22 protein-coding genes are annotated in these 21497 nt (G+C 61.2%); 7 read left to right on the top strand and 15 right to left on the bottom strand.

Translation table 11 applies throughout. The features are described 5' to 3' along the window. Nucleotides 1–35: 35 nt before the first annotated feature. Nucleotides 36–980 carry a hypothetical protein gene (locus tag AB3X39_RS07635; protein WP_369416762.1) on the top strand — a complete coding sequence of 315 codons (945 nt, stop codon included), beginning with the start codon at nucleotides 36–38 and terminating at the stop codon, nucleotides 978–980. Then, on the top strand, nucleotides 977–1354 hold the full coding sequence (locus AB3X39_RS07630; protein WP_369416761.1) for a hypothetical protein: 378 nt from the start codon (nucleotides 977–979) through the stop codon (nucleotides 1352–1354). Before AB3X39_RS07635 ends, AB3X39_RS07630 begins: the two co-directional genes overlap by 4 nt. On the opposite strand, the gene AB3X39_RS07625 is transcribed toward AB3X39_RS07630, so the two are convergent. The 13 genes from AB3X39_RS07625 to AB3X39_RS07565 all read right to left on the bottom strand — a co-directional run bounded on the left by AB3X39_RS07625 (nucleotide 1305) and on the right by AB3X39_RS07565 (nucleotide 14496). Beyond that, the gene (locus AB3X39_RS07625) at nucleotides 1305–3404 is read right to left on the bottom strand and encodes a putative bifunctional diguanylate cyclase/phosphodiesterase (RefSeq protein ID WP_369416760.1); all 2100 of its coding nucleotides are present in this window, start codon (nucleotides 3402–3404) and stop codon (nucleotides 1305–1307) included. The genes AB3X39_RS07630 and AB3X39_RS07625 overlap by 50 nt on opposite strands. A gap of 160 nt (nucleotides 3405–3564) precedes the next feature. Beyond that, nucleotides 3565–3792 (bottom strand): hypothetical protein, encoded by a 228-nt coding sequence (locus tag AB3X39_RS07620; RefSeq protein ID WP_369416759.1) that lies wholly within the window; start codon nucleotides 3790–3792, stop codon nucleotides 3565–3567. A gap of 118 nt (nucleotides 3793–3910) precedes the next feature. After that, nucleotides 3911–4462, bottom strand: coding sequence for a hypothetical protein (locus tag AB3X39_RS07615; RefSeq protein WP_369416758.1), 552 nt, complete (start codon nucleotides 4460–4462; stop codon nucleotides 3911–3913). A 5-nt stretch (nucleotides 4463–4467) separates the two neighbouring features. Then, the gene (locus AB3X39_RS07610) at nucleotides 4468–4959 is read right to left on the bottom strand and encodes a hypothetical protein (protein ID WP_369416757.1); all 492 of its coding nucleotides are present in this window, start codon (nucleotides 4957–4959) and stop codon (nucleotides 4468–4470) included. A gap of 72 nt (nucleotides 4960–5031) precedes the next feature. Beyond that, entirely contained in the window at nucleotides 5032–5571 is a 540-nt protein-coding gene (locus AB3X39_RS07605) for a hypothetical protein (RefSeq protein ID WP_369416756.1), read from the bottom strand. A 17-nt stretch (nucleotides 5572–5588) separates the two neighbouring features. Beyond that, nucleotides 5589–6236, bottom strand: a complete 648-nt coding sequence (locus tag AB3X39_RS13565; protein ID WP_473964893.1) for an RHS repeat-associated core domain-containing protein — start codon at nucleotides 6234–6236, stop codon at nucleotides 5589–5591. A gap of 75 nt (nucleotides 6237–6311) precedes the next feature. Next, a complete protein-coding gene (locus AB3X39_RS07595) occupies nucleotides 6312–8573 on the bottom strand; it encodes a nitric oxide reductase activation protein NorD (RefSeq protein WP_369416755.1) in 2262 nt (753 codons plus the stop codon). Nucleotides 8574–8591: 18 nt separating this feature from the next. Continuing rightward, on the bottom strand, nucleotides 8592–9395 hold the full coding sequence (locus AB3X39_RS07590) for a CbbQ/NirQ/NorQ/GpvN family protein (protein ID WP_369416754.1): 804 nt from the start codon (nucleotides 9393–9395) through the stop codon (nucleotides 8592–8594). 91 nt (nucleotides 9396–9486) lie between these two features. Next, on the bottom strand, nucleotides 9487–10866 hold the full coding sequence (locus AB3X39_RS07585) for a ribulose-bisphosphate carboxylase (protein WP_369416753.1): 1380 nt from the start codon (nucleotides 10864–10866) through the stop codon (nucleotides 9487–9489). Between the two features lie 168 nt (nucleotides 10867–11034). Then, a complete protein-coding gene (locus tag AB3X39_RS07580; protein ID WP_369416752.1) occupies nucleotides 11035–12162 on the bottom strand; it encodes a pyridoxal-phosphate-dependent aminotransferase family protein in 1128 nt (375 codons plus the stop codon). A 93-nt stretch (nucleotides 12163–12255) separates the two neighbouring features. Continuing rightward, nucleotides 12256–13023 carry a VOC family protein gene (locus AB3X39_RS07575; protein WP_369416751.1) on the bottom strand — a complete coding sequence of 256 codons (768 nt, stop codon included), beginning with the start codon at nucleotides 13021–13023 and terminating at the stop codon, nucleotides 12256–12258. Between the two features lie 16 nt (nucleotides 13024–13039). Next, nucleotides 13040–13525 carry a TlpA disulfide reductase family protein gene (locus tag AB3X39_RS07570; RefSeq protein WP_369416750.1) on the bottom strand — a complete coding sequence of 162 codons (486 nt, stop codon included), beginning with the start codon at nucleotides 13523–13525 and terminating at the stop codon, nucleotides 13040–13042. 5 nt (nucleotides 13526–13530) lie between these two features. Then, nucleotides 13531–14496, bottom strand: a complete 966-nt coding sequence (locus tag AB3X39_RS07565; protein WP_407069273.1) for an MBL fold metallo-hydrolase — start codon at nucleotides 14494–14496, stop codon at nucleotides 13531–13533. A 79-nt stretch (nucleotides 14497–14575) separates the two neighbouring features. Between AB3X39_RS07565 and AB3X39_RS07560 the strand changes: the two genes are divergently transcribed. The 5 genes from AB3X39_RS07560 (at nucleotide 14576) to AB3X39_RS07540 (ending at nucleotide 19049) form a co-directional block, all read left to right on the top strand. After that, nucleotides 14576–14914, top strand: coding sequence for a c-type cytochrome (locus tag AB3X39_RS07560; protein WP_369416749.1), 339 nt, complete (start codon nucleotides 14576–14578; stop codon nucleotides 14912–14914). A gap of 7 nt (nucleotides 14915–14921) precedes the next feature. After that, a complete protein-coding gene (locus AB3X39_RS07555) occupies nucleotides 14922–16250 on the top strand; it encodes an NAD(P)/FAD-dependent oxidoreductase (protein ID WP_369416748.1) in 1329 nt (442 codons plus the stop codon). 92 nt (nucleotides 16251–16342) lie between these two features. Next, complete coding sequence (locus AB3X39_RS07550; RefSeq protein WP_369416747.1) at nucleotides 16343–17503, top strand: YeeE/YedE family protein; 1161 nt, start codon at nucleotides 16343–16345, stop codon at nucleotides 17501–17503. Nucleotides 17504–17577: 74 nt separating this feature from the next. Then, on the top strand, nucleotides 17578–18144 hold the full coding sequence (locus AB3X39_RS07545; protein WP_369416746.1) for a hypothetical protein: 567 nt from the start codon (nucleotides 17578–17580) through the stop codon (nucleotides 18142–18144). After that, nucleotides 18141–19049, top strand: a complete 909-nt coding sequence (locus AB3X39_RS07540; protein ID WP_369416745.1) for a polysaccharide deacetylase family protein — start codon at nucleotides 18141–18143, stop codon at nucleotides 19047–19049. Before AB3X39_RS07545 ends, AB3X39_RS07540 begins: the two co-directional genes overlap by 4 nt. A gap of 23 nt (nucleotides 19050–19072) precedes the next feature. Here AB3X39_RS07540 and soxB read toward each other — a convergent pair whose 3' ends face one another. Then, on the bottom strand, nucleotides 19073–20806 hold the full coding sequence (gene soxB, locus AB3X39_RS07535) for a thiosulfohydrolase SoxB (protein ID WP_369416744.1): 1734 nt from the start codon (nucleotides 20804–20806) through the stop codon (nucleotides 19073–19075). Between the two features lie 21 nt (nucleotides 20807–20827). Further along, the gene (gene soxX, locus AB3X39_RS07530) at nucleotides 20828–21481 is read right to left on the bottom strand and encodes a sulfur oxidation c-type cytochrome SoxX (RefSeq protein ID WP_369416743.1); all 654 of its coding nucleotides are present in this window, start codon (nucleotides 21479–21481) and stop codon (nucleotides 20828–20830) included. Nucleotides 21482–21497: the final 16 nt, after the last annotated feature.

Raw genomic sequence — 21497 nt, 5'->3', positions numbered from 1 at the left:
GTCCTCGCCTTTCGGCGCTTCGGAGAGACATGTCCATGCTTGTTTTGTTGACCCCTGGGCCACGCATGCGGCAAACCCTGAGCGTGCTCGGCCTCATCAGCGCCTTGGGGCTGCTGAGCGGCCTGACCGGCTGCGTGAATCTTCAGGCCATCAGCGACTACTCGGCTTCGGCCGGGGCCGTCCTTGAGAACAAAGCCCCGCTGGTGCGCTGGCATGAGTCGGAAACCCGGCTGCTAGCACAACGGCTTGAGGGTGATCCGTGCAGCATCGGCCGCAGCAGTCGTCCACCGCAAGCCGAATACGACGCCGCCTTCAAGCAAGCCGCCGCCGTCCATGACACCTTGGGCCAATACTTCGGCGCTTTGGGTGAACTGGCTTCGAACCACAGCCCCAAACCGGCGCAAACGCTCGATCGTTCGCTCGACAACGTCAAGCACCTGGGCGTGAATGTCAGCCCGGCCGAGGAAGCCGCCCTGCACAGCATGGGAGCCTTGCTCGGTCGAGCCTTGGAAGGCTATCGCCAAGAAAAAATCCGGGATTTGATGGCGCAAACCCACGCCGATGTGGATCGGCTCATCGGGCTGCTGCAAAAACTCGGCGCGCTGTATCGCGATGAAGTCAACGGCGAGCGCATTCAAGCGGTGCAGTTCTTGCGTTGCGCCATGGCCCCAGGAGGTGATCTGAGCGACAAATTCTGGGGTCGGCGAGAAATCCTGCGGGTGCAGCGCAGTTACCAATCCGAGCTGGCCAGCCTAGACACCTACGCGGCGAGCTTGGTCAAGATTCGTCAAGACCACGAAGCCATCCGGCAGGCCTTGGCCATGGATGACCCCCAGGCCCTGAAAGACACCCTGCACGCCTTGGCAGAAACCCGCAAGGAGCTGGACGCAGCCAGCAGCGCCCTGCACGCCCTGTGCCCCGCCACGCCGGCCATCGCGCCCATCACACCACTCACACCCCAGACACCGTCCCCACCATGAACCCAGATCCTGATGCCTTGAAACAACTCGCCCAGCACTGGGATGACTTGGCCGAACAAGTTCCGGTGGATGCCGCCCGTACCCCCCAAGAAGCACAGAGCCTGATGGCTCAGGTGCAAGCCTTGGGCAGCGCCGCCTCGAAGCTGCGCTTGGCGGCCATCGAAGAACTTTTGGGCGAATCCAGCGTGCCTTTGAGCGACATCATCGACGCCACCGCCAGCGCTCACGGCTTCATCAAGACGGTCCAAGACCTCGACAAAGCCATCATGGTGTTGGGTGATGTCGTCGCCTTGGCGCAGGCAGTGGCCAGTGGCAATGCCCCGCTCATTGGACCGGCCATGGCCCACCTGATGCAGGATGCCCGCACGGCATAGGCGGCACCCAAGACACCACCGCCCCCACGGAAGGATGGGGGTGACAGGCCTTGAGCAAGCCCTCAAACGCCGTCACGGACAACGGCGGGCTGACCAAAAAGCCCTGAAACTCGTCGCAACCTTGGGTACGCAGCCAGTCGAGCTGCTCGACGGTTTCCACCCCTTCCGCCACGACCCGCAAACCCAGCGCCCGGGATAGGGTCACGATCAGCCCGGTGATCGGTCGTGCTTGGCTGTGCTCATCGACAAAACTGCGGTCAATCTTGAGCACCGTGATCGGGTAGTGGCGCAAGTAGGCCAAGTTGGAATAGCCCGTGCCGAAGTCGTCGATCGAGATCCCAAAGCCCATGTCGCGCAAAGCGTTGAGCACCTGCACAGTGTGTTCATCGTGCCCAAGCAGCACCGATTCGGTGATCTCCAGCTCCATCTCCTGCGGATTGCAACCGGTCTCACGCACGATGGTTTGGATGCCTTGCAGCAAGGCGGGATCGGCAAACTGGCAGGGTGACAAATTCACCGACACGTTCAGCGCCCAGCCGCGCTGACGCCAATGCAGTTGCTGACGGGCGGCTTGCTCCAGCACCCAAGCCCCCAACTTGCTGATCTGCCCACTGTCTTCGCAGGCTGGAATGAACTCCCCCGGATCGACCAGCCCCCGTTCGGGGTGCCGCCAGCGCACCAAGGCTTCCGCACCCATCAGCCTGCCGGTGGCCACGTCGAGCCGGGGTTGATAGAACACCTCAAACTCTTGTTGCTGCAAGGCCTGACGCAACTCGTTTTCCAGCGCCAAACGGGTCTGGACCGCGGTATTCAAGGCCGGCATGAAAAAGGCCACCCGGTGGCGTCCTTGATCCTTGGCCAGATACATCGCCAAATCGGCATGACGCATCAGCGCGTCCATGTCTTCACCGTCACGCGGGAACAAGCACACCCCAATCGACGGCGTGACCCGCACCGTCGCTTCGTCAAGCTGAACCGTCCCGGAAAGGGCACTCAGCAGCCGCTCACTCAGGACTTCAGCCTCGGTCGCCATGTCCGGGGCCGAGACCAGCACCAAAAACTCATCCCCACCAAGGCGAGCCACCAGACCTTCGCTGCGCACCTCGACGCGCAGCCGCTCCGCCACCCGCATCAAAAGCGCATCCCCCGCAGCGTGACCCAAGGAGTCGTTGACATCCTTGAAGCGGTCCAGATCGATGAACATCAAGGCGGCTTGGTGGCCGCGTGCGCGCAACTCATCCAAACGCGCCTGGAAACCCTGCGCCACGAAATGCCGATTCGGCAAACCGGTGAGCGGATCATGCAGCGACTGGTAATGCGCTCTAGCCTCGGTCTGCTTGAGCTCACTGATATCCACTTCGCTGAACAGCACCGCCTCACCGCCGGTCACGGCGTCATGGCAAGCCCGGGCCGCAATCTCGTGCCAGCACTCACCTCGGCTGGTTTTAACGCGCGCGATACGCCGACCTTGGCCAACGCGCTGCACGTCGTCGAGCAGCGCTTGCAGATCTTGGGCCTCCGCAAAATGCGCTGGCAAGGCCTCGGTCGGATCGGAGACGGCATCACGCGCCGCCGGGTTGCGATACAGCACGTCGCCGTGGCGCTCAAAGAGCGAAATCATCACCGTGGTGTGCAACAAGGCTTCGGCACTGCGCAAGGTTTCCGGATCCCCCTGCTGCTCGCCCAAACCCTCGCAAAGCATCGCCATGCGGCCGTCCAGCATCTGCATGCCGCTGAACATCACCCGCAGGGTGCGCGGCAGCCCCTTGGGATAGAGCGTCCAGATCTCAGAAAACCGCGCGTCATGGCGGATGAAATCTTGCTGAAACTGCCGCAACCGATGCGCCACCGACTCCGACATATCGGTGGCCATATCGCGCGCGCTCAACACCGCCAGCGACTCGGCATGCCAAACCTCCAAAGCTCCCGCATTGGCCCAGACCACTTTGGAGCGATCGATATCAAACACCCACACCGGATGGTGGAGACGCCCCAAAACACTCAACACAGCATCGGTCGCAACAGGGGTGGCATAGCTCGGCTTCAACATGGCCGCAAGTGTCGCCGTTTCGGTCCCTCTGCGACCGGACACATCTCAGGAACTCGCACGATGTCACCAAAGATACACAGCAAGGACCCCCCCACACAGCACCCGCCCTTCGACAAGCTCAGGGCGAACGGGATGGTGGGGTGAGGGCCGCCTTCAACCTTCAGCGCGTCAGCGCCATGAACAGTTCGGGCAGTTTCTTGTCGGCCTTTTGCGCACCAAGGTCATGCGCAGCGTGGCGCATCGCAGCCCCCATGCGGGTGTCCGAGTAGCCCACACGGGTTTGCACCGCCAACGTCGCACCGCTGCGCGTACGGGCTTGGCTGACCGAGGCCACGGGTTGGTCACCCAGCCAGATCCATCCGTTCGGGTTGAGCCTATCGAAACCCACGCTCGGTGTCGGCCCTTCGACAAGCTCAGGGCGAACGGGATGGTGAGTTTTCAGCTCGTCGTCACTCCTACGTTGGTCGCACTCGCCATACGGCCTCGGTCGATGGGGGTGTTGCATTTCACTTGGCAACATTTGGACCAAGAATTTTCTTGAGGGATGTGTTGTACATCACATACTCAATATCACTGATAAGCCACCCACTTTTGGTTTGCTTCATCAAATAATTAATGGTTATCTTCTGATTGTTTGATGGGTATTTATAAGTAACTTCCACTTTTTTTAATCCAACTGGCTTTATAGTCAAATCAGACACCATAGGATCTTGCGATGAAAAAATTGGATTAAACTCTAACCTACAAAGTTCACCTACATTTTTTCTTACGCAATCACTCTCGCCCATAAGAAGCAACAACAAATCATCATCAAAATACTTTGACAGTTCATCTTTTGACTGGAGTACAAGGCGATTTCCAAGATGTTTTTTAACATCATTTGACGAATAGAATATGGCCTCCCAAGCGTAGTCTTTGTAAAGACGATACACAAGTGATGCTGGATCTTTATCCTGTGCAATAGCATCGCCAGCAAACGTCAAAAATACCATCAATAGGCAATTGATGACAACCATCTTCAATGATGGATGTTTATTAATTTGTATTACATTTTTCATGGTACTTATTCAAATTGATTAAAGCAACCACAACCAGTGTGCCGGTAGATTTTGTAATCCGAACTGGCGTACCCATAATCAGGCAAAAAATTGTTTTGGAAGAGGCCCGTTTCCTTGTCCGCCACCTGACCCGGAAAGCGTAGGTTGAAGGGATAGGTGCCTTGGTAAGTCGGGTTCTCAACCGGGGCCATGAAGCCGTAGGCGTCCCAACTGTCCCAGCGCCAGATGATGGTGTGGTCGCCGCTGCGGGCGATCACTCGCGGGGTGTTGAGGTGATCGGCGTAGATGTAGCCCACGTTCGTCCAAATCACCGGGGCAGCAACCGTGCCGGTTCGCTTTTGGGTGATCGATGCCACCGGCTGATCGCCCAGCCAGACCACCTCATAGATCGGCTGGCCGCTGGCGTCATATTCCCCCAGCACGTGACCTTCTTCGTCGTACACAAAGTAGGCCGCACCCGTGGGAACGAGAGGGTTGCACTTCAGAGTTGAATCCATCAGGTGTTGGGGTTCATTTTTGAATCCACCCTGTTGCACTTCAAACTTGACACCGCCCCGGCACCTCCAACTTCACCGCCTACGCAGGCGACCGGCCAACAGTCCAGAGCAAACAGCGATGACCAAACTTATCAGCCAACGCATTGAATACGTCTCTGTCAGTTGCGCCCGATCTATCAACTCTTGCCGCTGGGAATTCACTTCCGATATTGCCTTCAGTTGACGATCTCGCGCTGCGATATCTTCTTTACTCGGTGAGTATGGAACCCACCGGCCTTCCTCTGTCACGACATCAACAAGTTCACCGCCGCTAACAAACACAGCTTTCGCTAGCCGAACACTTAATTCCTGTCGCTCGGGCGGTGGGACTTTTTCTAGTTCTGCTGCCTTGGTAGCTGCTCTCGTAGTTATAGCCGGTGTTTGCAGCACATTCGCAAACTTCCACAATGCCTGTGCATTCCAATACAAAAGCGCAGCACCAACAAGAACGATGGCTAGCCCGGCAAGTGCAACTACGCGACTGCGAGCACGAGCCGGCGACTGCGACGCCAAGCCTTCATGCAGCAGCAGCAAGCCTACGATACCAACAGCAAATTCAAACGAATCAGTCATGACTTTGATCTCGCAGATTACTTGCACCCACAGACGTATCCAGCGCCCATTAGCCCAATACCTAGCTGAGGATTAGGACTTTTCCCTGTAATTCCAGATGGCACCAAAGTGGTTTTTGCCGCAGTGCCTCCTATGAGCCCGCCCTGGCGAATTGCCAACTGCGCAATCTCCGCTGGCGCATGACTTTGAATGTACCAATCGCTTGGGCGCATCTTAGATAGCGGTGTGTAGTTGGTTTCTCGGAGCCAATCAGCCCATTGCTGTTTTGTCCCCTCTAAACACGCTATTTCTTTGCCCGTATAGAAATCACGAATGAAGTCGTCGATGATCGGGATTTCATAAAGCCCATTCGGATCAATAAAGCTCACCGGATTCCCCCCCACATACCCATACGTATTGATCCCGCCCGCCAGCCCTATCGGGTCCGATTGCAGATACCGCCCCGTCGCCGGGTCGTAGTCTCGGTGGTGGTTTTGGAAGAGGCCCGTTTCCTTGTCCGCCACCTGACCCGGAAAGCGTAGGTTGAAGGGATAGGCGCCTTGGTTGCCCAGGCAGATCCATCCGTTCGGGTTGAGCCTGTCGAAACCCACGCTCGGTGTCGGCCCTTCGACAAGCTCAGGGCGAACGGGGTGGTGGGGTTTGGGTGCGGCGTCCAACAAGCGCATGGGGCGCAAAGCTATCACATCAACGGCACCACGCCCCTCGCCCGCACCGGCGCAAGAGGGGCCGGGGGTGAGGGCTCAGCGCGTCAGCGCCATGAACAACTCGGGCAGTTTCTCGGGCAGGCGGTCCACGCGGTCGATCACGGTGTATTGGTGGCCGAAGATGTCGCTGACGTAGGCGTCGGCTTGGGGGTCGAGGCTGATGCAGTAGGAAAAGATGCCGTCGGTGCCGAGTTCTTTGACGGCTTGGCGGGCGTCTTTGATCAGCATTTGCTCGTCGGGGCTGTCCACGTCGGCCGGTTGGCCGTCGGTGAGGATGAGCAGCAGTTTCTTGTCGGCCTTTTGCGCCCCGAGGTAATGCGCGGCGTGGCGCATCGCAGCGCCCATGCGGGTTGAGTAGCCCGCTTGCATCGCCGCCAAACGGGCTTTGACGTTGTCGTCCCAAGGCTCGGTCGCGCCCTTGATGTGCAAGTAGCGCACCTCGTGGCGGGTGTTGGAATGGAAGCCCGCAATCGCCAGCGGGTCGCCCAAGCGGTCCACCGCCCAAGCCAGCAGCGCCACCGCTTCTTGGCTCAGCGCCAACAGGGTTTGCTCGCCGCCCACGGCGGTTTGGTTGAGCGATTCGGACAAATCGAGCAACAGCAGCACCGCAATGTCGCGCCCGTCGGTGCGGTGGCTCATGTTGATGCGCGGGTCGGGCGTGCTGCCGCCCTTGAAGTCGATCAGCGAGCGCAGTGCCACGTCCAAGTCCAGCTCCGAGCCGTCTTCTTGGAAGCGGATGCGGCGCTTGTCTTGGGGCTTGAGCAGATCGAGCAGCTTTTTCAGCCGGCGCGCAAGCACGGCGTGCTTGTCGAGCAGGCGGTCGATGTCCGCCGCCGAGCCCTTGGGGTGCAGCACTTCAAAAACGCTGGCCCAGTCGGGGCGGTAGGTTTCAGTGAGGTAATCCCACTCGGGATAGAGCCGGGGCGGCAGGCCGGTGAGTTCTTGTTGCTGGGCGGTCGGCGGGGCGTCGAAACTGCTTTCTTCGTCGCCTTCTTCGATGAAGCGCCAGAGATGGCGGTTGTCGTCGCGGTAGTCGATGACGGTGTCGTCGAAGAAAACCTCGGCGAACTGATCGCTCGGGCGGCGGGTGCGTGCCACGTAGCTCAGCGCCAGCTCGGCCATCACGGTGCTTGAAGCTTCACCCCCATCCACACTTGGGGCCAACGCCGCCTGGAAGCGCTCGACAAAGCTCAGCAGGGTCGCGTCTTGGTAGCCGTGCTCGGCGTCCAGCAGCGCCCGCGACAGCATCGCCAAACGATGGCGCAGACAGGACTGCTGGGCCGGATCACACGCGCCTTCGACCGGCTTGGGGTGCAGCGCCAGAAAGAGCCGGCGCAGGCCGGGGTAGGTGCGGCACAGCAGCGTATCGATGCGGCTGTCTTCAAACATCTCGACCGCCATGCGCTGGAAGGGGCTCCAGTTGTCGGCGATCAGCGGCGTGGACCAGCGGCGGTGGCCCATCATGTGCGCCAAGGTGGCGCGGTAACGCTCGATCCCCGTCAGGCCGCGCTCGGCGTCGAGCACGTCGGGCAGCCGGAAACCCTGCGCGTCCCAATAGGGTTGCAACACCGCTTGGCCGGGGCGCGGTTCTTCCAGCCGCAAGGTCGAATAGGGAATCAACGGCTCGCTGTGCTCCCACAGCGCACGCAAGCCCAGATCAAGGCTGCGGTCCACATCGACCAGCAAGGTGCCGTGGCGCTCGCGTTGCAACACGGCGCGGCTGTCGGGCGATTGCAGGCGGAAGTACTCGACTTGGCGATCCGGGTGATGGCCGTGGTTGCGCACGCCGTAATCGACCCAGTTGCGCAAGCCCACCAGACTCAACCAACCCAGCAAGTTGGGTGCTTGGTGAAAAAACTCGGGCAACGCCGGGCTGGGCTGGGTCTGGTGGAAACCGTGGATCGAGCCGGTGGTGCGGCGCATCAAGTCGAGCGCCAAATCGAAATAGAGCTGCAACTGCGCAGCGGTGGGCAAGCGCCGAGCCACGGCCCCGAGGGTTTGGAGCAGCGGCGCGATGGCCCGGCCGTTGGGCGACTTCTGCAAGAGCTGCACCGTGGCCATCAGCGAGGGCAGCGCGCCCTCACCCACTTTGGTGGCCGCAGCAGGCCACTCTTCCAGAAAGACCAGCATCGGCTCGACACCGCGCCCGAGCTTGCCCAACAAACGAGCGGCGCTAAGGTACGCCTCTTGCCCCGCAGGGGTGAGGCGGTTCTGAGCTTCGAGCCACAAACCGGCAAACACCGGTTCGACGTCCTTGAAGCGGGTTTCGAGTCGGGCCAAGGCCTCAAGGCTGTCCATCGCGGTCACTCCCTCTTCTCAGCCAAGGATGGCGTCGATGGCGTGATCCAGCGTGGCGCGGATGTCCGCGTCGTCGGTGATCGGCCGCACCAAAGCCATGCGGCAAGCATCGGCCGCAGCCACGCCGCCTTGGATCAAGGTGGCGGCGTAGACCAGCAAGCGGGTCGAAATACCTTCATCCAGACCGTGGCCTTTGAGGTTGCGGGCGCTGTGACCGATGCGCACCAACTGGGCGGCGCGCCCTTCGTCAAGGCCGGTTTCCTGCATCAAGATGCTGGTTTCAAGCGCAGCGTCGGGGTAGTCGAAATCGAAGGCCACAAAGCGCTGCTTGGTGCTTTGCTTCAGATCCTTCATCAGCGACTGGTAGCCGGGGTTGTAGGAAATCACCAGCTGGAAGTCAGGGTGGGCCTCGACCAGCTCGCCCTTTTTGTCGAGCGGCAGCACACGGCGGTGGTCGGTCAGCGGGTGGATCACCACGGTGGTGTCTTGGCGCGCTTCGACCACTTCGTCGAGGTAGCAGATCGCACCGATGCGCGCCGCAGTGGTCAGCGGGCCGTCGAGCCAGCGCGTGCCGTTGGCGTCGAGCAGATAGCGCCCGACCAGATCCGAGGCCGTCATGTCCTCGTTGCAAGCGACGGTGATCAGCGGCCGATCCAGTTTCCAGGCCATGTGTTCGACGAAGCGCGACTTGCCGCAGCCGGTCGGGCCTTTGACCATCACCGGCAGGCGGGCGCGGTAGGCCGCCTCAAACAGGGCCACTTCGTTGCCCTTGGACTGGTAGAAGGGCTCACGGCGAACCCGGTAGGCATCACGGTCGATCATGGCGAACTCACTGCATCAATATCCGATGAAAAGACTCGGATTAAAACTGAAAAAAAGCCCCGCCGGAGCGGGGCCTTCACTGGGGCACGATTTACTTGTGCACGCCCAGCTTTTCACGCCAGCCCGGGAAGAGCTTGTCGGCATCCTTCGGGAACGATTCGAAGGCGCGGGCGAATTCCTTGTGCTCCTTGGCGAACTCGATCGGGTCGGCACCGGCCTTCCAGCACTCATACGACTGACGCAGCGAGATCGCGCCGGCTGCTGGGGAGTCGATGTGACCGTAAGCACCGCCACCAGCGGTGTTGATGACGTTGCCGTGACCGAGGTTCTTGAAGAAGCCCGGCAGACGCAGCGCGTTCATGCCGCCCGAGATGATCGGGGTGGTGGGCTTCATGCCGAACCACTTCTGGAAGTAGACCGGGCCTTGGGCTTCGTCACGCTCGATCATGTAAGCGATGTTGCGGTCATCGCCTTCGCCTTCCATCTTGCCGTAGCCCATGGTGCCCACGTGGATACCTGAAGCGCCTTGCAGACGGCTCATCTTGGCCAGCACGAAGGCGGTGTAGCCGCGCTTGGCACTGGGCGACGTCACGGCACCGTGACCGGCGCGGTGGTAATGCAGGTACTGGTTCGGGTAGTTGCGACGAGCCGTGGTGACCATGCCCGGGCCGCCGACGTAGCCGTCCACCAAGAAGGCCAGCTTGTCAGCGTCAGGACCGAACACTTCGAGGGCGTAGTCGGCGCGGGCCAGCATTTCGTAATGGTCGTCAGCCGTGATGTTCATCGAGAACAGCTTGGCTTGGCCGGTTTCGTCTTGAGCGCGCTTCATCGCGTCATAGACCAGCGGCAGCACCTTCTTGAGCGGGCAGAAGACTTGGTTGCCTTGCGGCTCGTCGTTCTTGATGAAGTCGCCACCCAGCCAGAACTGGTAAGCCGCCTTGGCGAAGGGCTCCGGACGCAGACCGAGCTTGGGCTTGATGATGGTGCCGGCGATGTAGCCACCGTCCTTGACCGGACGGCCGAGGATGCGCCACAGATCGGTGATGTCCTTGCTCGGGCCGTCGAACATCTGAATCACGCGGTCAGGCATGTAGAAGTCGATCATCTTGGCGTGTTCGATGTCGCCCATGCCTTGGTTGTTACCAATGGCCAGGGTGAGGAACGACACCAGCATGAAGCGGCCGTCGATGACGTTGCGGTCGAACAGATCGATCGGATACGCAATCCGCATGTCTTCGGTCGCTTCGTCGATGTGATAGACCAGCGCGTCCACACCTTTGGTGAAGTCGTCGGTGGTCGAAACTTCAACGTTGGTGCCCGTGGACGATTCAGCCGCGAAGTGCGCTGCCGCTTCCAGGTAGCCGTGGCCGGCCTTGGGCTTCATCTTGTAAGCCACCAGGATGTGGCGACCACCCTGCATGAGATCTTGTTCATTCAGGCTAAGGTCGGCATAACGGCTGGACTGGTCCATGGACGCTCCTAAATTGGTCTTGAGTAGGGACTTGAGAGAAGACCGTTTTCACCGGCCTTCAGGGAACGGGTCGAACTGTAGCGGCGCAATCACATAAGGTAAATTCACGAGTTCTAATACATGAGATAAGAATTTCTTTGCTTAGAACTCGGTGCCACTGCACGTTGATCAGAGCAGCTGGCCCAAGGCTTGCTCAAGGTTGGCGACGGTCCGTTCGATGTGCTGGAGCTTCTCCAGCCCGAACAGGCCAACGCGGAAGGTGCGGAAGTCCGCCGGCTCGTCACACTGCAACGGCACGCCAGCGGCGACCTGCAAACCCAGCGCCAAGAACTTCTTGGTGCTTTGGAACTCGGGATCGGTGGTGTAGCTCACCACCACGCCGGGCGCCTTGAAGCCTTCAGCGGCCACGCTCTTCAGGCCCTTGCGCTCGAACAGCGCCCGCACCGCATCACCCAGCTGCTGCTGGGCCGTCTTGATGCGATCGAAGCCGAGTTCGCGCGTCTCCATCATCACGTCGCGCAGGCGGGCCAAAGCGTCGGTCGGCATGGTCGAGTGGTAGGCGTGGCCGCCGCCCTCGTAGGTTTCCATGATCTGCAACCACTTCTTCAGATCGCAGGCAAAGCTGGTGCTGGTGCTGGCGTTGATGCGCTCACGGGCCCGATCGCTCAACATCACAAAAGCGCAGCAAGGCGAACTGCTCCAGCCCTTTTGCGGCGCGCTGATCAAGACATCCACCGAGCAAGCACGCATGTCTACCCAGATGCCGCCCGAGGCGATGCAGTCCAGCACAAAAAGGCCGCCGACCTCGCGGGTGGCATCGCCCACCGCCTTCAAGTAATCGTCCGGCAGGATCATCCCGGACGCGGTTTCAACGTGCGGCGCAAACACCACCGCCGGGCGTTCGGCACGGATGGTGGCCACCACCGCGTCGATCGGCGCCGGAATCCAAGCGGCCTGCGGTTCGTCCGCCACGCGACGGGCCTTGAGCACCGTGCAAGACGACGGGATGCCGCCCATCTCGAAGATCTGCGTCCAGCGAAAGCTGAACCAGCCGTTGCGCAGCACCAAACACTTTTGGCCGGTACCGAACTGACGCGCCACGGCTTCCATGCCGAAGGTGCCACTGCCCGGCACCAGCACGGCCGAGTGCGCGCCATAGACGTCCTTGAGCACCCCGGAGATGTCCGTCATCACGCCTTGAAAGCGCTTGGACATGTGGTTGAGGGCTCGGTCGGTGTAGACCACTGAATATTCCAGCAGACCGTCAGGGTCCACTTCAGGCAACAGGCCAGGCATCGTCTCGACTCCGCGAAAAAGGGTTCTTGTCCGGGCTCCTGTTTCGGACCCCGGAAGGCGAGGCAGCTTACCATCGGCCCTTTCAAAACCGCTTCATGCGCCCGGTCCCACCATGGCAAACAACACGCCCTGCGGGTCCAAGCCATGGGCAATCAGGTTGCCACCCGGCACGGGATGCGGGCCCATGATGATTCGACCGCCAGCGGCCCCGACACGCTCGATGGCGGCCGAGACGCTTGCGACGCTGATGTAATACAGCCACATCGGGTGCGGCATCTCGGGCAGCCGGCGCAGCATCGCCCCCAAGGCTGGGCCCTCACCCGTGCTGAAGAACTGATAGGCCCCGCGCGCGCCCATGTCCATCGCATCCAGCCCGCGCCAACCAAAGTGCCGGCCATGCCACGCCAAGGCCTCGGCCCCATGCAACTCGTGCCAGCTCACCGTGCCGGGTGTGCCGGGCGGCAGGGGTTGCGGTCGCATGGCGTTCATGTCGGGCTTGAACAGCACCAGCGGCGCCCCAGCTGGATCGGTGACCACGGCAAAGCGCCCGACCCCCGGCATGTCGGTGCCGGGAAAGCGCAGCATGCCGCCGTCGGCAGCGATCTCAGCCGCCTTGGCATCGACGTCGTCAACGCCCACATAGCCCACCCAACTCGGTACGGCCCCGGCCGCACAGGCTTGCGGGGGCATCGCCATCAGCCCCGCCACCGGCGCCCGACCGACGCTCAGGATCGTGTAGTCGGTGCCCGGCCCGGCCGAGCTGGCCTGCCAGCCGAAGACCCGGGTATAGAAGGCGGCGGCCGCTTCGGCATCCTCCGCCATCAGCTCGTACCAGACAAAACAACTTGCAGCCGTGCTCATGATTCACACCTCGTTTTCAAGCCCACTTGATCAAACCAAGCACATCGTCTTCGGCCATTTCACCGGGGATGTGTTCGCGCAAGATACCTTGGCGGTCGATGACACACGTGAGCGGGATGATGCTACGGGCACTCAAGGCGGCGCGCAACGGGCCATCGTCGAGGGTGACGTCAAAGTGATAGCCGCCTTCGCGCATGTAGCGCCGCACATCGGCGGCATCGCGGTCTTGGGCGGCACCGATCACGCGCAGTGTCTTGTGCTGAGCGCGTTGGAACAAAGCCTCGATACGTGGGTTGTGGCGACGACAAAAGCCACAGCGGGTCGAGAAAAAGACCACCACCGTGGCCGCTTCGGCCCACTGAGCCGGGCCCAAGGTGGGGCCATCGAGCAAGGTAACCGTCGGCCAGTGGACTTTTTCACCCACGCTAGGGGGTGCTGCGTGAGCCGCCAAAGTCGCCAAACTCGACAAGAGGAACGTGCGGCGCGGGATGACGCGCTTCATGGGCTTCACGGCTTCTTGCCTTCTTGCTCCATGAGCAAATAGGTGTTGTAGGCATTCATGCGGTTGGCCACCGCGAAGAGCGGCATCTTGGCAAACCGCGACCAATCGACGCGGGCGTAGGCTTCCTCGAAAGGCTCCATGTTGGCGGCAGCCTCGCCCATGGTCTGGCGCAGATACGCCAAGTAATCGCGGGTCTGGCGCAAATCGGTGCCGACGTCGGTCGAGATCGCACCGTGGCCCGGCACGACGATGCGAGCGTCAAACGCCAAAAGCTTGTCGAGCGCATCGATCCAGCGCCGGCTGTTGGCTTGACCGACAAAAGGCACCCGCCCACGAAAGACCAAATCCCCGGCAAACAGCACCCCCGCCGCAGGCATGTAAACCACCACGTCTTCCGGCGTATGGGCTGGGCCGACATGCTTGATCACCAACTCGGTCGAGCCGACCTTGAGGTGCCACGGCGGGTCCGCCAGCCATTGATCCGGGTCTTGGAGCTGGGTGCTTTCGTCGATCCAAGGAAAGAGCTCCTGCCGACTGGCCTCCATGCGCAAGCGGGCGGTGTCGGACTGAAGGTACTCACGCGCGGCGCTGTGCGCCACGATCTTGGCCCCCAGCGCGCGGAAAGCCTGCAAACCGTAGACATGGTCGGCGTGATAGTGCGTCACGATCACCCAGCGAATCGGCAGCGGTGTGATCTTGGCGATCTCGTCGATCAGGCGCTGCGCCAAGGGCGGTGAGCCCAAGGCGTCGATCACCACCACCCCGTCGTCCGTGACGATGACACCCGCGTTGGAGATGAAGTTTTGATTGGCCGCCGAGCCCATGGCCGACTCGCCCTGCACAAAGTAGATGGCCGGTGCGACTTGCACGAGTTGCAGCGGCACGGTGGCGGGTTCAACCCGCTGCGCCTGCGCAACACCCGCCCCCATCAAGGCGACCCACAGCAATCCACAAGCGATCCGCAATGACATAGGGATAACGACACATTCGTACACAGTGATATTTGGCACTATACGCGCTCATTGATCCTCATCCGTCAGGGAAGACCGCATGAAAACCCTCCTTCTGCACAGGTGGCCGGTATGGCTTCTCGGGCTCAGCAGCTTGGTCGCGTATGGGCCCGTCCAAGCGGAGGCCTCTGCCGAGCAACAACGCCTGCGCTTACGCTCCTTGGCCTCAAGTTGTGCCCATTGCCATGGCACGGACGGTCACGCGGTGGAGGGCGAGGCCTTGGTACGACTCGCGGGGATGGACCGCGATCAGCTGCTGAACCGGCTGCTTGAGTTCCGCTCGGGAAGTCGGCCGGCGACGATCATGCATCAGATCACCAAGGGCTATTCGCAAGAGCAGCTTGAAGCCGTGGCCGGTTATTTCTCGGCGCAAAAGTGAGTCTCCCATGAGCAAAAACAGCAACAAAGACCTGACACCCAGCACAGCACGGCGCGAACTGCTCCAGGGCTTGGCGGCGATCGGCGGCCTGGGGGCCCTCGGACTGATGTCCGGCTGCGCGACCCACCGCAACAGTGGCACCCCCTCCAAGGCCAAGGTGCTGGTGGTCGGCGGCGGTTATGCCGGGGCCACAGCGGCCAAATATGTGCGCTTGCTTTCAGACCACAGCATCGACGTCGTCATGGTGGAGCCCAACCCCAGTTTCGTCTCCTGTCCGATGTCGAACTTGGTCATCGGTGGTCAGCGCGAGATGGGCTACATCACCCATAGCTACGACAGCCTGCACAGCAAACACGGCGTCACCGTGGTGCAAGACCGCGTCACTTCGGTGGATGTCGAGCAACGCAGCGTCAAGCTGAGCGGCGGCGGCACGATCAGCTACGACAAGCTGATCGTGGCGCCCGGGGTGGACATGATGTGGGACAGCGTCGAAGGCCTCAAGGCCGCCAACGAAGCCGGTCAGATCCTGCAAGCGTGGAAAGCAGGCCCCGAAACCATCGGGCTGCGTCGCCAACTTGAAGCGATGTCCGACGGCGGTGTCTTTGCCATCGCCATCCCCGAAGCACCCTATCGCTGCCCGCCTGGGCCGTATGAGCGCGCCAGTGTGGTCGCGGCCTACTTCAAGAAGCACAAGCCCAAGTCCAAGGTGCTGATCCTCGACGCCAATCAGCACATCACCTCCAAAGGTCCGCTGTTCCAAAAAGCCTGGCATGAGCTTTATGGCGACATGATCGAATATCGCCCCGAGCACAAAGCCGTGGCCGTGGATGCCAAGGCCGGCGTGATCAAGTTCGACGTGCAAGAGGACGTTCAAGCGGATGTGCTCAATGTGCTGCCGATGATGAGCGCAGGCTCCTTGGCCGTGCAGACCGGCTTGGCCAACGCCAACGGTCGCTGGTGCAACGTGAATTTCCTCAATTTCGAAGCCACTGCGGCCAAACATGTCCATGTGCTGGGCGACTCGATTCAAGTCGCTTACCTGATGCCCAAATCAGGCCATATGGCCAACTCGCATGCCAAGGTCGCTGCCGCCGCCATCGTGGCGGAACTCAAGGACATGGAGATCAATCCGCACCCCATGCTGACCAATGTCTGCATGAGCTTTGTCGCCGACGACGAAGTGATCCATGTCGCCAGCGTGCATGAGTACGTTGCCAGCAAGAAGAGCTTTTTCACCATCGGTGGTTCGGGGGGCGTGTCGGATGTGCGCAGCGATCTTGAAGCCCGTTTCGCACAAGCTTGGGCGATGAACATCTGGGCCGATGTGTTGCATTGATCACAGCGTCCTTCTTCAGTGCTGATTCATATCAATCCCGCCGCGTGAGATTGACATGATCATCAGCACTTGCAGATTGACGGATATTGCCCATGCCTTTCGAATTCCTCATGAGCCAGCTGGGTGAAACCGGCACCAGCGCCTTGATCGGCGGATTGATTGGCGTGTTGTTTGGCTTCTTTGCCCAGCGCTCGCGTTTTTGTCTGCGCTCAGCCGTGATCGAGTTTGCGCGTCACACCCATGACGGCAAGCTCACGGTCTGGCTGTTCACCTTCTCCACGGCCGTCTTGCTGACCCAAGCTTTCATCATGCTGGGTTGGATGGATGTGCGTGATGCGCGCCAGCTTTCAGCCCGTGGCAGTCTCTCGGGCGCGCTGATCGGGGGCGCCCTCTTTGGCACCGGCATGATCATGGCGCGCGGTTGCTCCAGCCGTCTGCTGGTCTTGGCCGCTCAAGGCAATCTGCGCGCCTTGCTCTCCGGGCTGGTTTTTGCCGTCACCGCCCAATCCGCGCTGCATGGACTGCTGTCACCGTTACGCACAGCGATCGCTGGCTGGTGGACGGTGGAAGGCGGTAGCGCCCGCGACCTGCTGGTGATCACCGGCTTTGGCCATGCAGGCGGGGCTTTGTTTGGCGCCTTGTGGCTGGGGGCCGCCTTGATCTGGGTCCGCCGTCAATACGTCAACACGTGGGGTTGGGCCGGAGCGATCGGCGTGGGCGTGATGGTGGCTGTCGCTTGGCTGGCCACCTTCTGGATGTCGCGCAGTGCCTTTGACAGCATGCTGCCCATCCAGAGTCTGTCCTTCACCGGACCGGCCGCTGACACCCTGATGTTGGTGCTTTCGCCCCCGGGTCAGACGCTCAAATTCGATCTGGGGTTGGTGCCGGGCGTTTTTCTGGGCTCCTTCATCTCAGCGGCTCTGTGGCGCGAGCTGAAGCTCGAAGGCTTCCAAGGCGGGCAGTCGATGCGCCGCTACATCGCCGGCGCCCTGCTGATGGGCTTTGGCGGCATGCTGGCTGGAGGCTGCGCTGTCGGTGCAGGTGTCTCGGGGGCGGCCGTCTTCACCCTCACGGCTTGGGTCACGCTCAGCAGCATGTGGGTCGCAGCCACGCTCACCGATCGCATCATGGACCGCGAGACCGAGGCCGCCATGCTGCCGCTGGTGCCGATGCCCGCACCGACCCGCACCTACGGCGTTCAACCGAAACCGGCCTTCGACCCCGAACTCAGCGCCACCTACGCAAGGCCCTGAAGCATCGCCATCCCGCGCTCATCCGCTACGATGCCCGGCCGGCGATGGGCCGGGCCGTTGCCGATCCATGAACCATGAGCGAATTCAGCGATAGCTACCATCTTCGAACCGACGACACCGCCAAGGGCCGGGCCCTGCTACGACGGGCGGGGCTGGAAGGCTACATCCATCCAGCAGCCCAAGGCTGGGTCAGCATCTGCCCCGAAGGGATGCCGTTCGAGCCCAACACCCAGCTCATCGACGCCAACACTGGCGTGCTGGTGCACTACGTTTTTGGGGAGCATCACGCTTGGGGCTGTGAGATTTACCAAGGCCCCGAGCTGATCACCCGGCATGAGGTCAGTTGGGATCCGGAGCTGGCCGTGCTTCACACCTTGTCACCCTCGGCGTTCGACGCCGTGGCCCAAACGACGCTGGCGCAGTTGCCCGCAGCGGATCTGCAACGCCTTCTGCACCCGACCACGCTCGAAGACATCCACACGTTCAAACCCGCATCGGTCTTTGCCCAGGCCATCGGTCTGCCCCACTACGCATGGCGCGCCTTTGATTACCTCTGGCGAGACCAGGAACTGGGCCAGCCGCTGCCCGACGGCGCGCAGCTGGTCTCCAAGCTGATCAAGATTCATGCTGCGTTGGCATGATGCACATCACCATGACCTTCACCACCCGCCTTCAAGCCGCCCTTTTGCTCACTTGTGCCCTGGGCATCAGCAGCTCAGCCAAAGCGCAAGAACCTGCGGCTTCGGCCGTGGCTGAAGAAACCGCCGCTTCAGCCGCCGAGAGCAATCATCATTTGAGCGCCGAACATATCCGCAAACATCGGCTCATGCATCTGGAAGCACGGCTTCACACCGACCCCCAAGTGCTGCATGAAAGCTGTCGCTACGAATCAGAAATCAACACCGCGCCCCCCGCGCGCAAGGTTGCGCTAACTTTTGATGACGGCCCGATGCCGGGTGAGACCGACATCATCTTGGACACCTTGAAGCGCTACGGCATCCATGCCACGTTCTTCATGATCGGCCAACAAGCCCGCAAACACCCAGAGCTGGTGGAGCGGGTCCGAGCCGAAGGCCACCACGTGGTCGCCAACCACTCGTGGGATCACCCGAATTTCCACACCATCGATGCCACCGCCCAAGCCCTCGAAGTCGAAAAGGCCGAGCAAGCCATGGCGCAAGATATGGAACCCAAGTTGTTCCGCTATCCCTACGGCAATGCGTCTTGTGAAACCAATACCTTGCTGCGCAGCCGGGGCTACAAAATCGTCGGCTGGCATGTCGATTCGTGCGACTGGGCTTTTGATCACACTGGCTCGGTCGATCCCAAAGAGGCCACCATCTGCGGCGTCCTGCCCCAGTTTCATCACGACTATGCAGGCCATGTTCTGGCCACCATCCGCGCCCATCACGGTGGCATCGTCTTGATGCACGAGATCCACCCGAACACCATCCGATCGCTGGATGCCATCATTCAGTCGGTGCTGAACGATGGCTTCACCTTTGGCTCGGTGATTGATCCGGACTTCGCCACCTCACTGCGGTAAGGGCTCCATCCGGATCCAGCCCATCAGCCCGCCATGCCCGGATTGCCGGCCACGCCGATGAGCTTCGGGGTATTGATGGTGCGCGGCTTGACACGACCACCCTGCGACTTCAACCAAGTTTCAACCAGATCCCAAACCGGCTTGTTGCCGGCCTTGGAGGCGTCTTCCGCCACGGGCGCCCAGCCAGCGACTTGGTAGGTTTTGTCGGCCTCGATGACCTTGCCCTTGAGGCGCATCTCGCTGATGCGGCTGCCGGCCTTTTCACCCGGGGTGCAGGTGTATTGCAAGCCGCCTACACGCACCATGTCGCCCCCTTGCTGGTAGTACGGATCGGGGTTGAAGAGGTTGTCGCAGACGTCTTCGAGCACCGTCTTGATCATCGAGCCCTTCATCTCGGTCAACGTGGCGTACGGATAGGTGATGGCGAGCTGATCCATCATCAGTTCGCGCGTGATCACGTCACCCGGCAGCAACGAGGTGCCCCAGCGGAAGCCCGGCGAAAAGGCCAGATCGGCACCTTGCACGTCGATCAGCGCGTCACAAATCAGCTGGTCCCACGAGCCGTTGAAGTTGCCCCGGCGATAGAGCAAACCTTCGCTCACGGCCAGCTTCTCGTTCAGCTTGGCCTCGAAAGGCTGGCGGATCTTGGTGATCAGCGCGTCCATCTCCGGGTCAGCCTTGAGCTGATTGGCAAAGATCGGCATCAGGCGATAGCGGAAGTCCACCACTTTGCCGCCCTTGACATCGAAATCCATCACGCCCAAGAACTTGCTGTTCGAGCCAGCGTTGGTCACCAGCGTGGTGCCGCCGGCGTTCTTCACCGGCACGGCCTGCGGCACGCCGTCGTGGGTGTGGCCGCCAAAGATGGCGTCGATGCCGCGCACACGGCTGGCCATCTTCAAGTCCACGTCCATGCCGTTGTGGCTGATGACGACGACGACTTGGGCGCCCTTGCCGCGCGCTTCGTCCACCATCCTTTGCATGTTCTCGTCTTGGATGCCAAAGGCCCAGTCGGCCACCATGTAGCGCGGGTTGGCGATCGGCGTGTACGGGAAGGCCTGACCGATGATGGCGCAAGGCACGCCGTTGATCTCGCGGATCACATAGGGCTTGAAAACCGGGTCGCCAAAGTCGTTGGTCTTGACGTTTTGCGCCACGAAATCGACCTTGCCGGCGAAGTCTTTCTCAATGATTTCCTTGACGCGCTCCATGCCGTAGGTGAATTCCCAGTGGCCGGTCATCACGTCCACACCCAGCAGCTTGCAGGCATCGACCATGTCTTGGGCGTTGGTCCACAGCGACGTGGCCGAACCTTGCCACGTGTCCCCACCGTCGAGCAGCAGCGCGCCGGGACGGCTGGCCTTGAGCTGCTTGACCAAGGTGGCCAGATGGGCAAAACCGCCCACCTTGCCGTAACGGCGCGAGGCCTTCTCGAAGTCGAGATAGGTAAAACCATGCGCCAGCGCCGTGCCGGGACGCACACCCAGCTTCTTGAGCAGGTTCTCACCCACCAAGTGCGGCAGCTGGCCTTTCTGGCCGCCCAAGCCCAGATTGAGGCTGGGCTCGCGGAAGTAGATCGGCTTCAACTGCGCGTGGCAGTCGGTCATGTGCAAGAAACTGACGTTGCCGAAAGTCGGCACGTCATAGAGGCCCTTTTGCGCCGTGGCCGCGTCGGCATCAGCGTGACGGCCCAGCGCCATGCCGGCCACCGAAGCAGCGCCCAGCACTTGCATGAATTCGCGTTTGGAAAGACTCATCAGAAAAACTCCGGGCCGGGTTTATTGGTTCACAGGTGACTTGGGATCCAGCAGCAGCGCCATCAGGTCGCGAATCTGGCCTTCGTCAAGGATGTGGTTGTGGCCGAAACGCGGCATGTTCGAGCAGGCGTTGGAAGCCCGGGCGTTCCACAGCTTGCCCCAGGTGTACTCGACCATCGCACGGGCATCAGCGCTGGCGGGGTCGGTCACGCCGCGCAACTTGCCGTAGTTGTAAAGGCTCGGCCCGATGGTGCCGAAAGAGATTTCAGCCTTGGTGATCTGGTGGCAGTTGTAGCAATTGCCGCCGTTGGCCTTGGTATCGGTGCTGTTGTCGGTCCACGTCATACCGCGACCGTTTTGGGCCAGCTCCTCGCCTTTTTTCCAGTCACCCAGAAACTTGCCATCCGAAGGCATGCGGATCGTGGCCAGGTTGGCTTGCTCGATCTTTTTCGCCTCCGCCTCAGGCAACGGGGCCCCCAGCGCCTTGGAGCAGACCTCGTTGCTGGCGTCTTGCTGCAAGCGGTCCACCTTGGCGATGCCTTCATCGCGGAAGTCGGCCTTCATCATGGCGGTGACTTGCTGATCCAGCGTCGGGCCGGTGGCGCAACCCAGCACACCGAGCACCAGCGCAGCCGCCACAGCCACCACCGTGCGTTGAACAAAGATCTTTTTCATGCGTGTTCTTCCTGAA

The sequence above is a fragment of the Leptothrix ochracea genome (assembly GCF_041083635.1).
GTDB classification, from domain to species: Bacteria; Pseudomonadota; Gammaproteobacteria; order Burkholderiales; family Burkholderiaceae_C; genus Sphaerotilus; species Sphaerotilus ochraceus.
This window is presented reverse-complemented; position numbering and strand designations above follow the sequence as displayed.

Bases quoted from the DNA above. Each gene is read 5' to 3' on its own strand.
- AB3X39_RS07635 (WP_369416762.1), top strand. From the start codon at position 36: ATGCTTGTTTTGTTGACCCCTGGGCCACGCATGCGGCAAACCCTGAGC.
- AB3X39_RS07630 (WP_369416761.1), top strand. From the start codon at position 977: ATGAACCCAGATCCTGATGCCTTGAAACAACTCGCCCAGCACTGGGAT.
- AB3X39_RS07625 (WP_369416760.1), bottom strand. From the start codon at position 3,404: ATGTTGAAGCCGAGCTATGCCACCCCTGTTGCGACCGATGCTGTGTTG.
- AB3X39_RS07615 (WP_369416758.1), bottom strand. From the start codon at position 4,462: ATGAAAAATGTAATACAAATTAATAAACATCCATCATTGAAGATGGTT.
- AB3X39_RS07610 (WP_369416757.1), bottom strand. From the start codon at position 4,959: ATGGATTCAACTCTGAAGTGCAACCCTCTCGTTCCCACGGGTGCGGCC.
- AB3X39_RS07605 (WP_369416756.1), bottom strand. From the start codon at position 5,571: ATGACTGATTCGTTTGAATTTGCTGTTGGTATCGTAGGCTTGCTGCTG.
- AB3X39_RS13565 (WP_473964893.1), bottom strand. From the start codon at position 6,236: ATGCGCTTGTTGGACGCCGCACCCAAACCCCACCACCCCGTTCGCCCT.
- AB3X39_RS07595 (WP_369416755.1), bottom strand. From the start codon at position 8,573: ATGGACAGCCTTGAGGCCTTGGCCCGACTCGAAACCCGCTTCAAGGAC.
- AB3X39_RS07590 (WP_369416754.1), bottom strand. From the start codon at position 9,395: ATGATCGACCGTGATGCCTACCGGGTTCGCCGTGAGCCCTTCTACCAG.
- AB3X39_RS07585 (WP_369416753.1), bottom strand. From the start codon at position 10,866: ATGGACCAGTCCAGCCGTTATGCCGACCTTAGCCTGAATGAACAAGAT.
- AB3X39_RS07580 (WP_369416752.1), bottom strand. From the start codon at position 12,162: ATGCCTGGCCTGTTGCCTGAAGTGGACCCTGACGGTCTGCTGGAATAT.
- AB3X39_RS07575 (WP_369416751.1), bottom strand. From the start codon at position 13,023: ATGAGCACGGCTGCAAGTTGTTTTGTCTGGTACGAGCTGATGGCGGAG.
- AB3X39_RS07570 (WP_369416750.1), bottom strand. From the start codon at position 13,525: ATGAAGCGCGTCATCCCGCGCCGCACGTTCCTCTTGTCGAGTTTGGCG.
- AB3X39_RS07565 (WP_407069273.1), bottom strand. From the start codon at position 14,496: ATGTCATTGCGGATCGCTTGTGGATTGCTGTGGGTCGCCTTGATGGGG.
- AB3X39_RS07560 (WP_369416749.1), top strand. From the start codon at position 14,576: ATGAAAACCCTCCTTCTGCACAGGTGGCCGGTATGGCTTCTCGGGCTC.
- AB3X39_RS07555 (WP_369416748.1), top strand. From the start codon at position 14,922: ATGAGCAAAAACAGCAACAAAGACCTGACACCCAGCACAGCACGGCGC.
- AB3X39_RS07550 (WP_369416747.1), top strand. From the start codon at position 16,343: ATGCCTTTCGAATTCCTCATGAGCCAGCTGGGTGAAACCGGCACCAGC.
- AB3X39_RS07545 (WP_369416746.1), top strand. From the start codon at position 17,578: ATGAGCGAATTCAGCGATAGCTACCATCTTCGAACCGACGACACCGCC.
- AB3X39_RS07540 (WP_369416745.1), top strand. From the start codon at position 18,141: ATGATGCACATCACCATGACCTTCACCACCCGCCTTCAAGCCGCCCTT.
- soxB (WP_369416744.1), bottom strand. From the start codon at position 20,806: ATGAGTCTTTCCAAACGCGAATTCATGCAAGTGCTGGGCGCTGCTTCG.
- soxX (WP_369416743.1), bottom strand. From the start codon at position 21,481: ATGAAAAAGATCTTTGTTCAACGCACGGTGGTGGCTGTGGCGGCTGCG.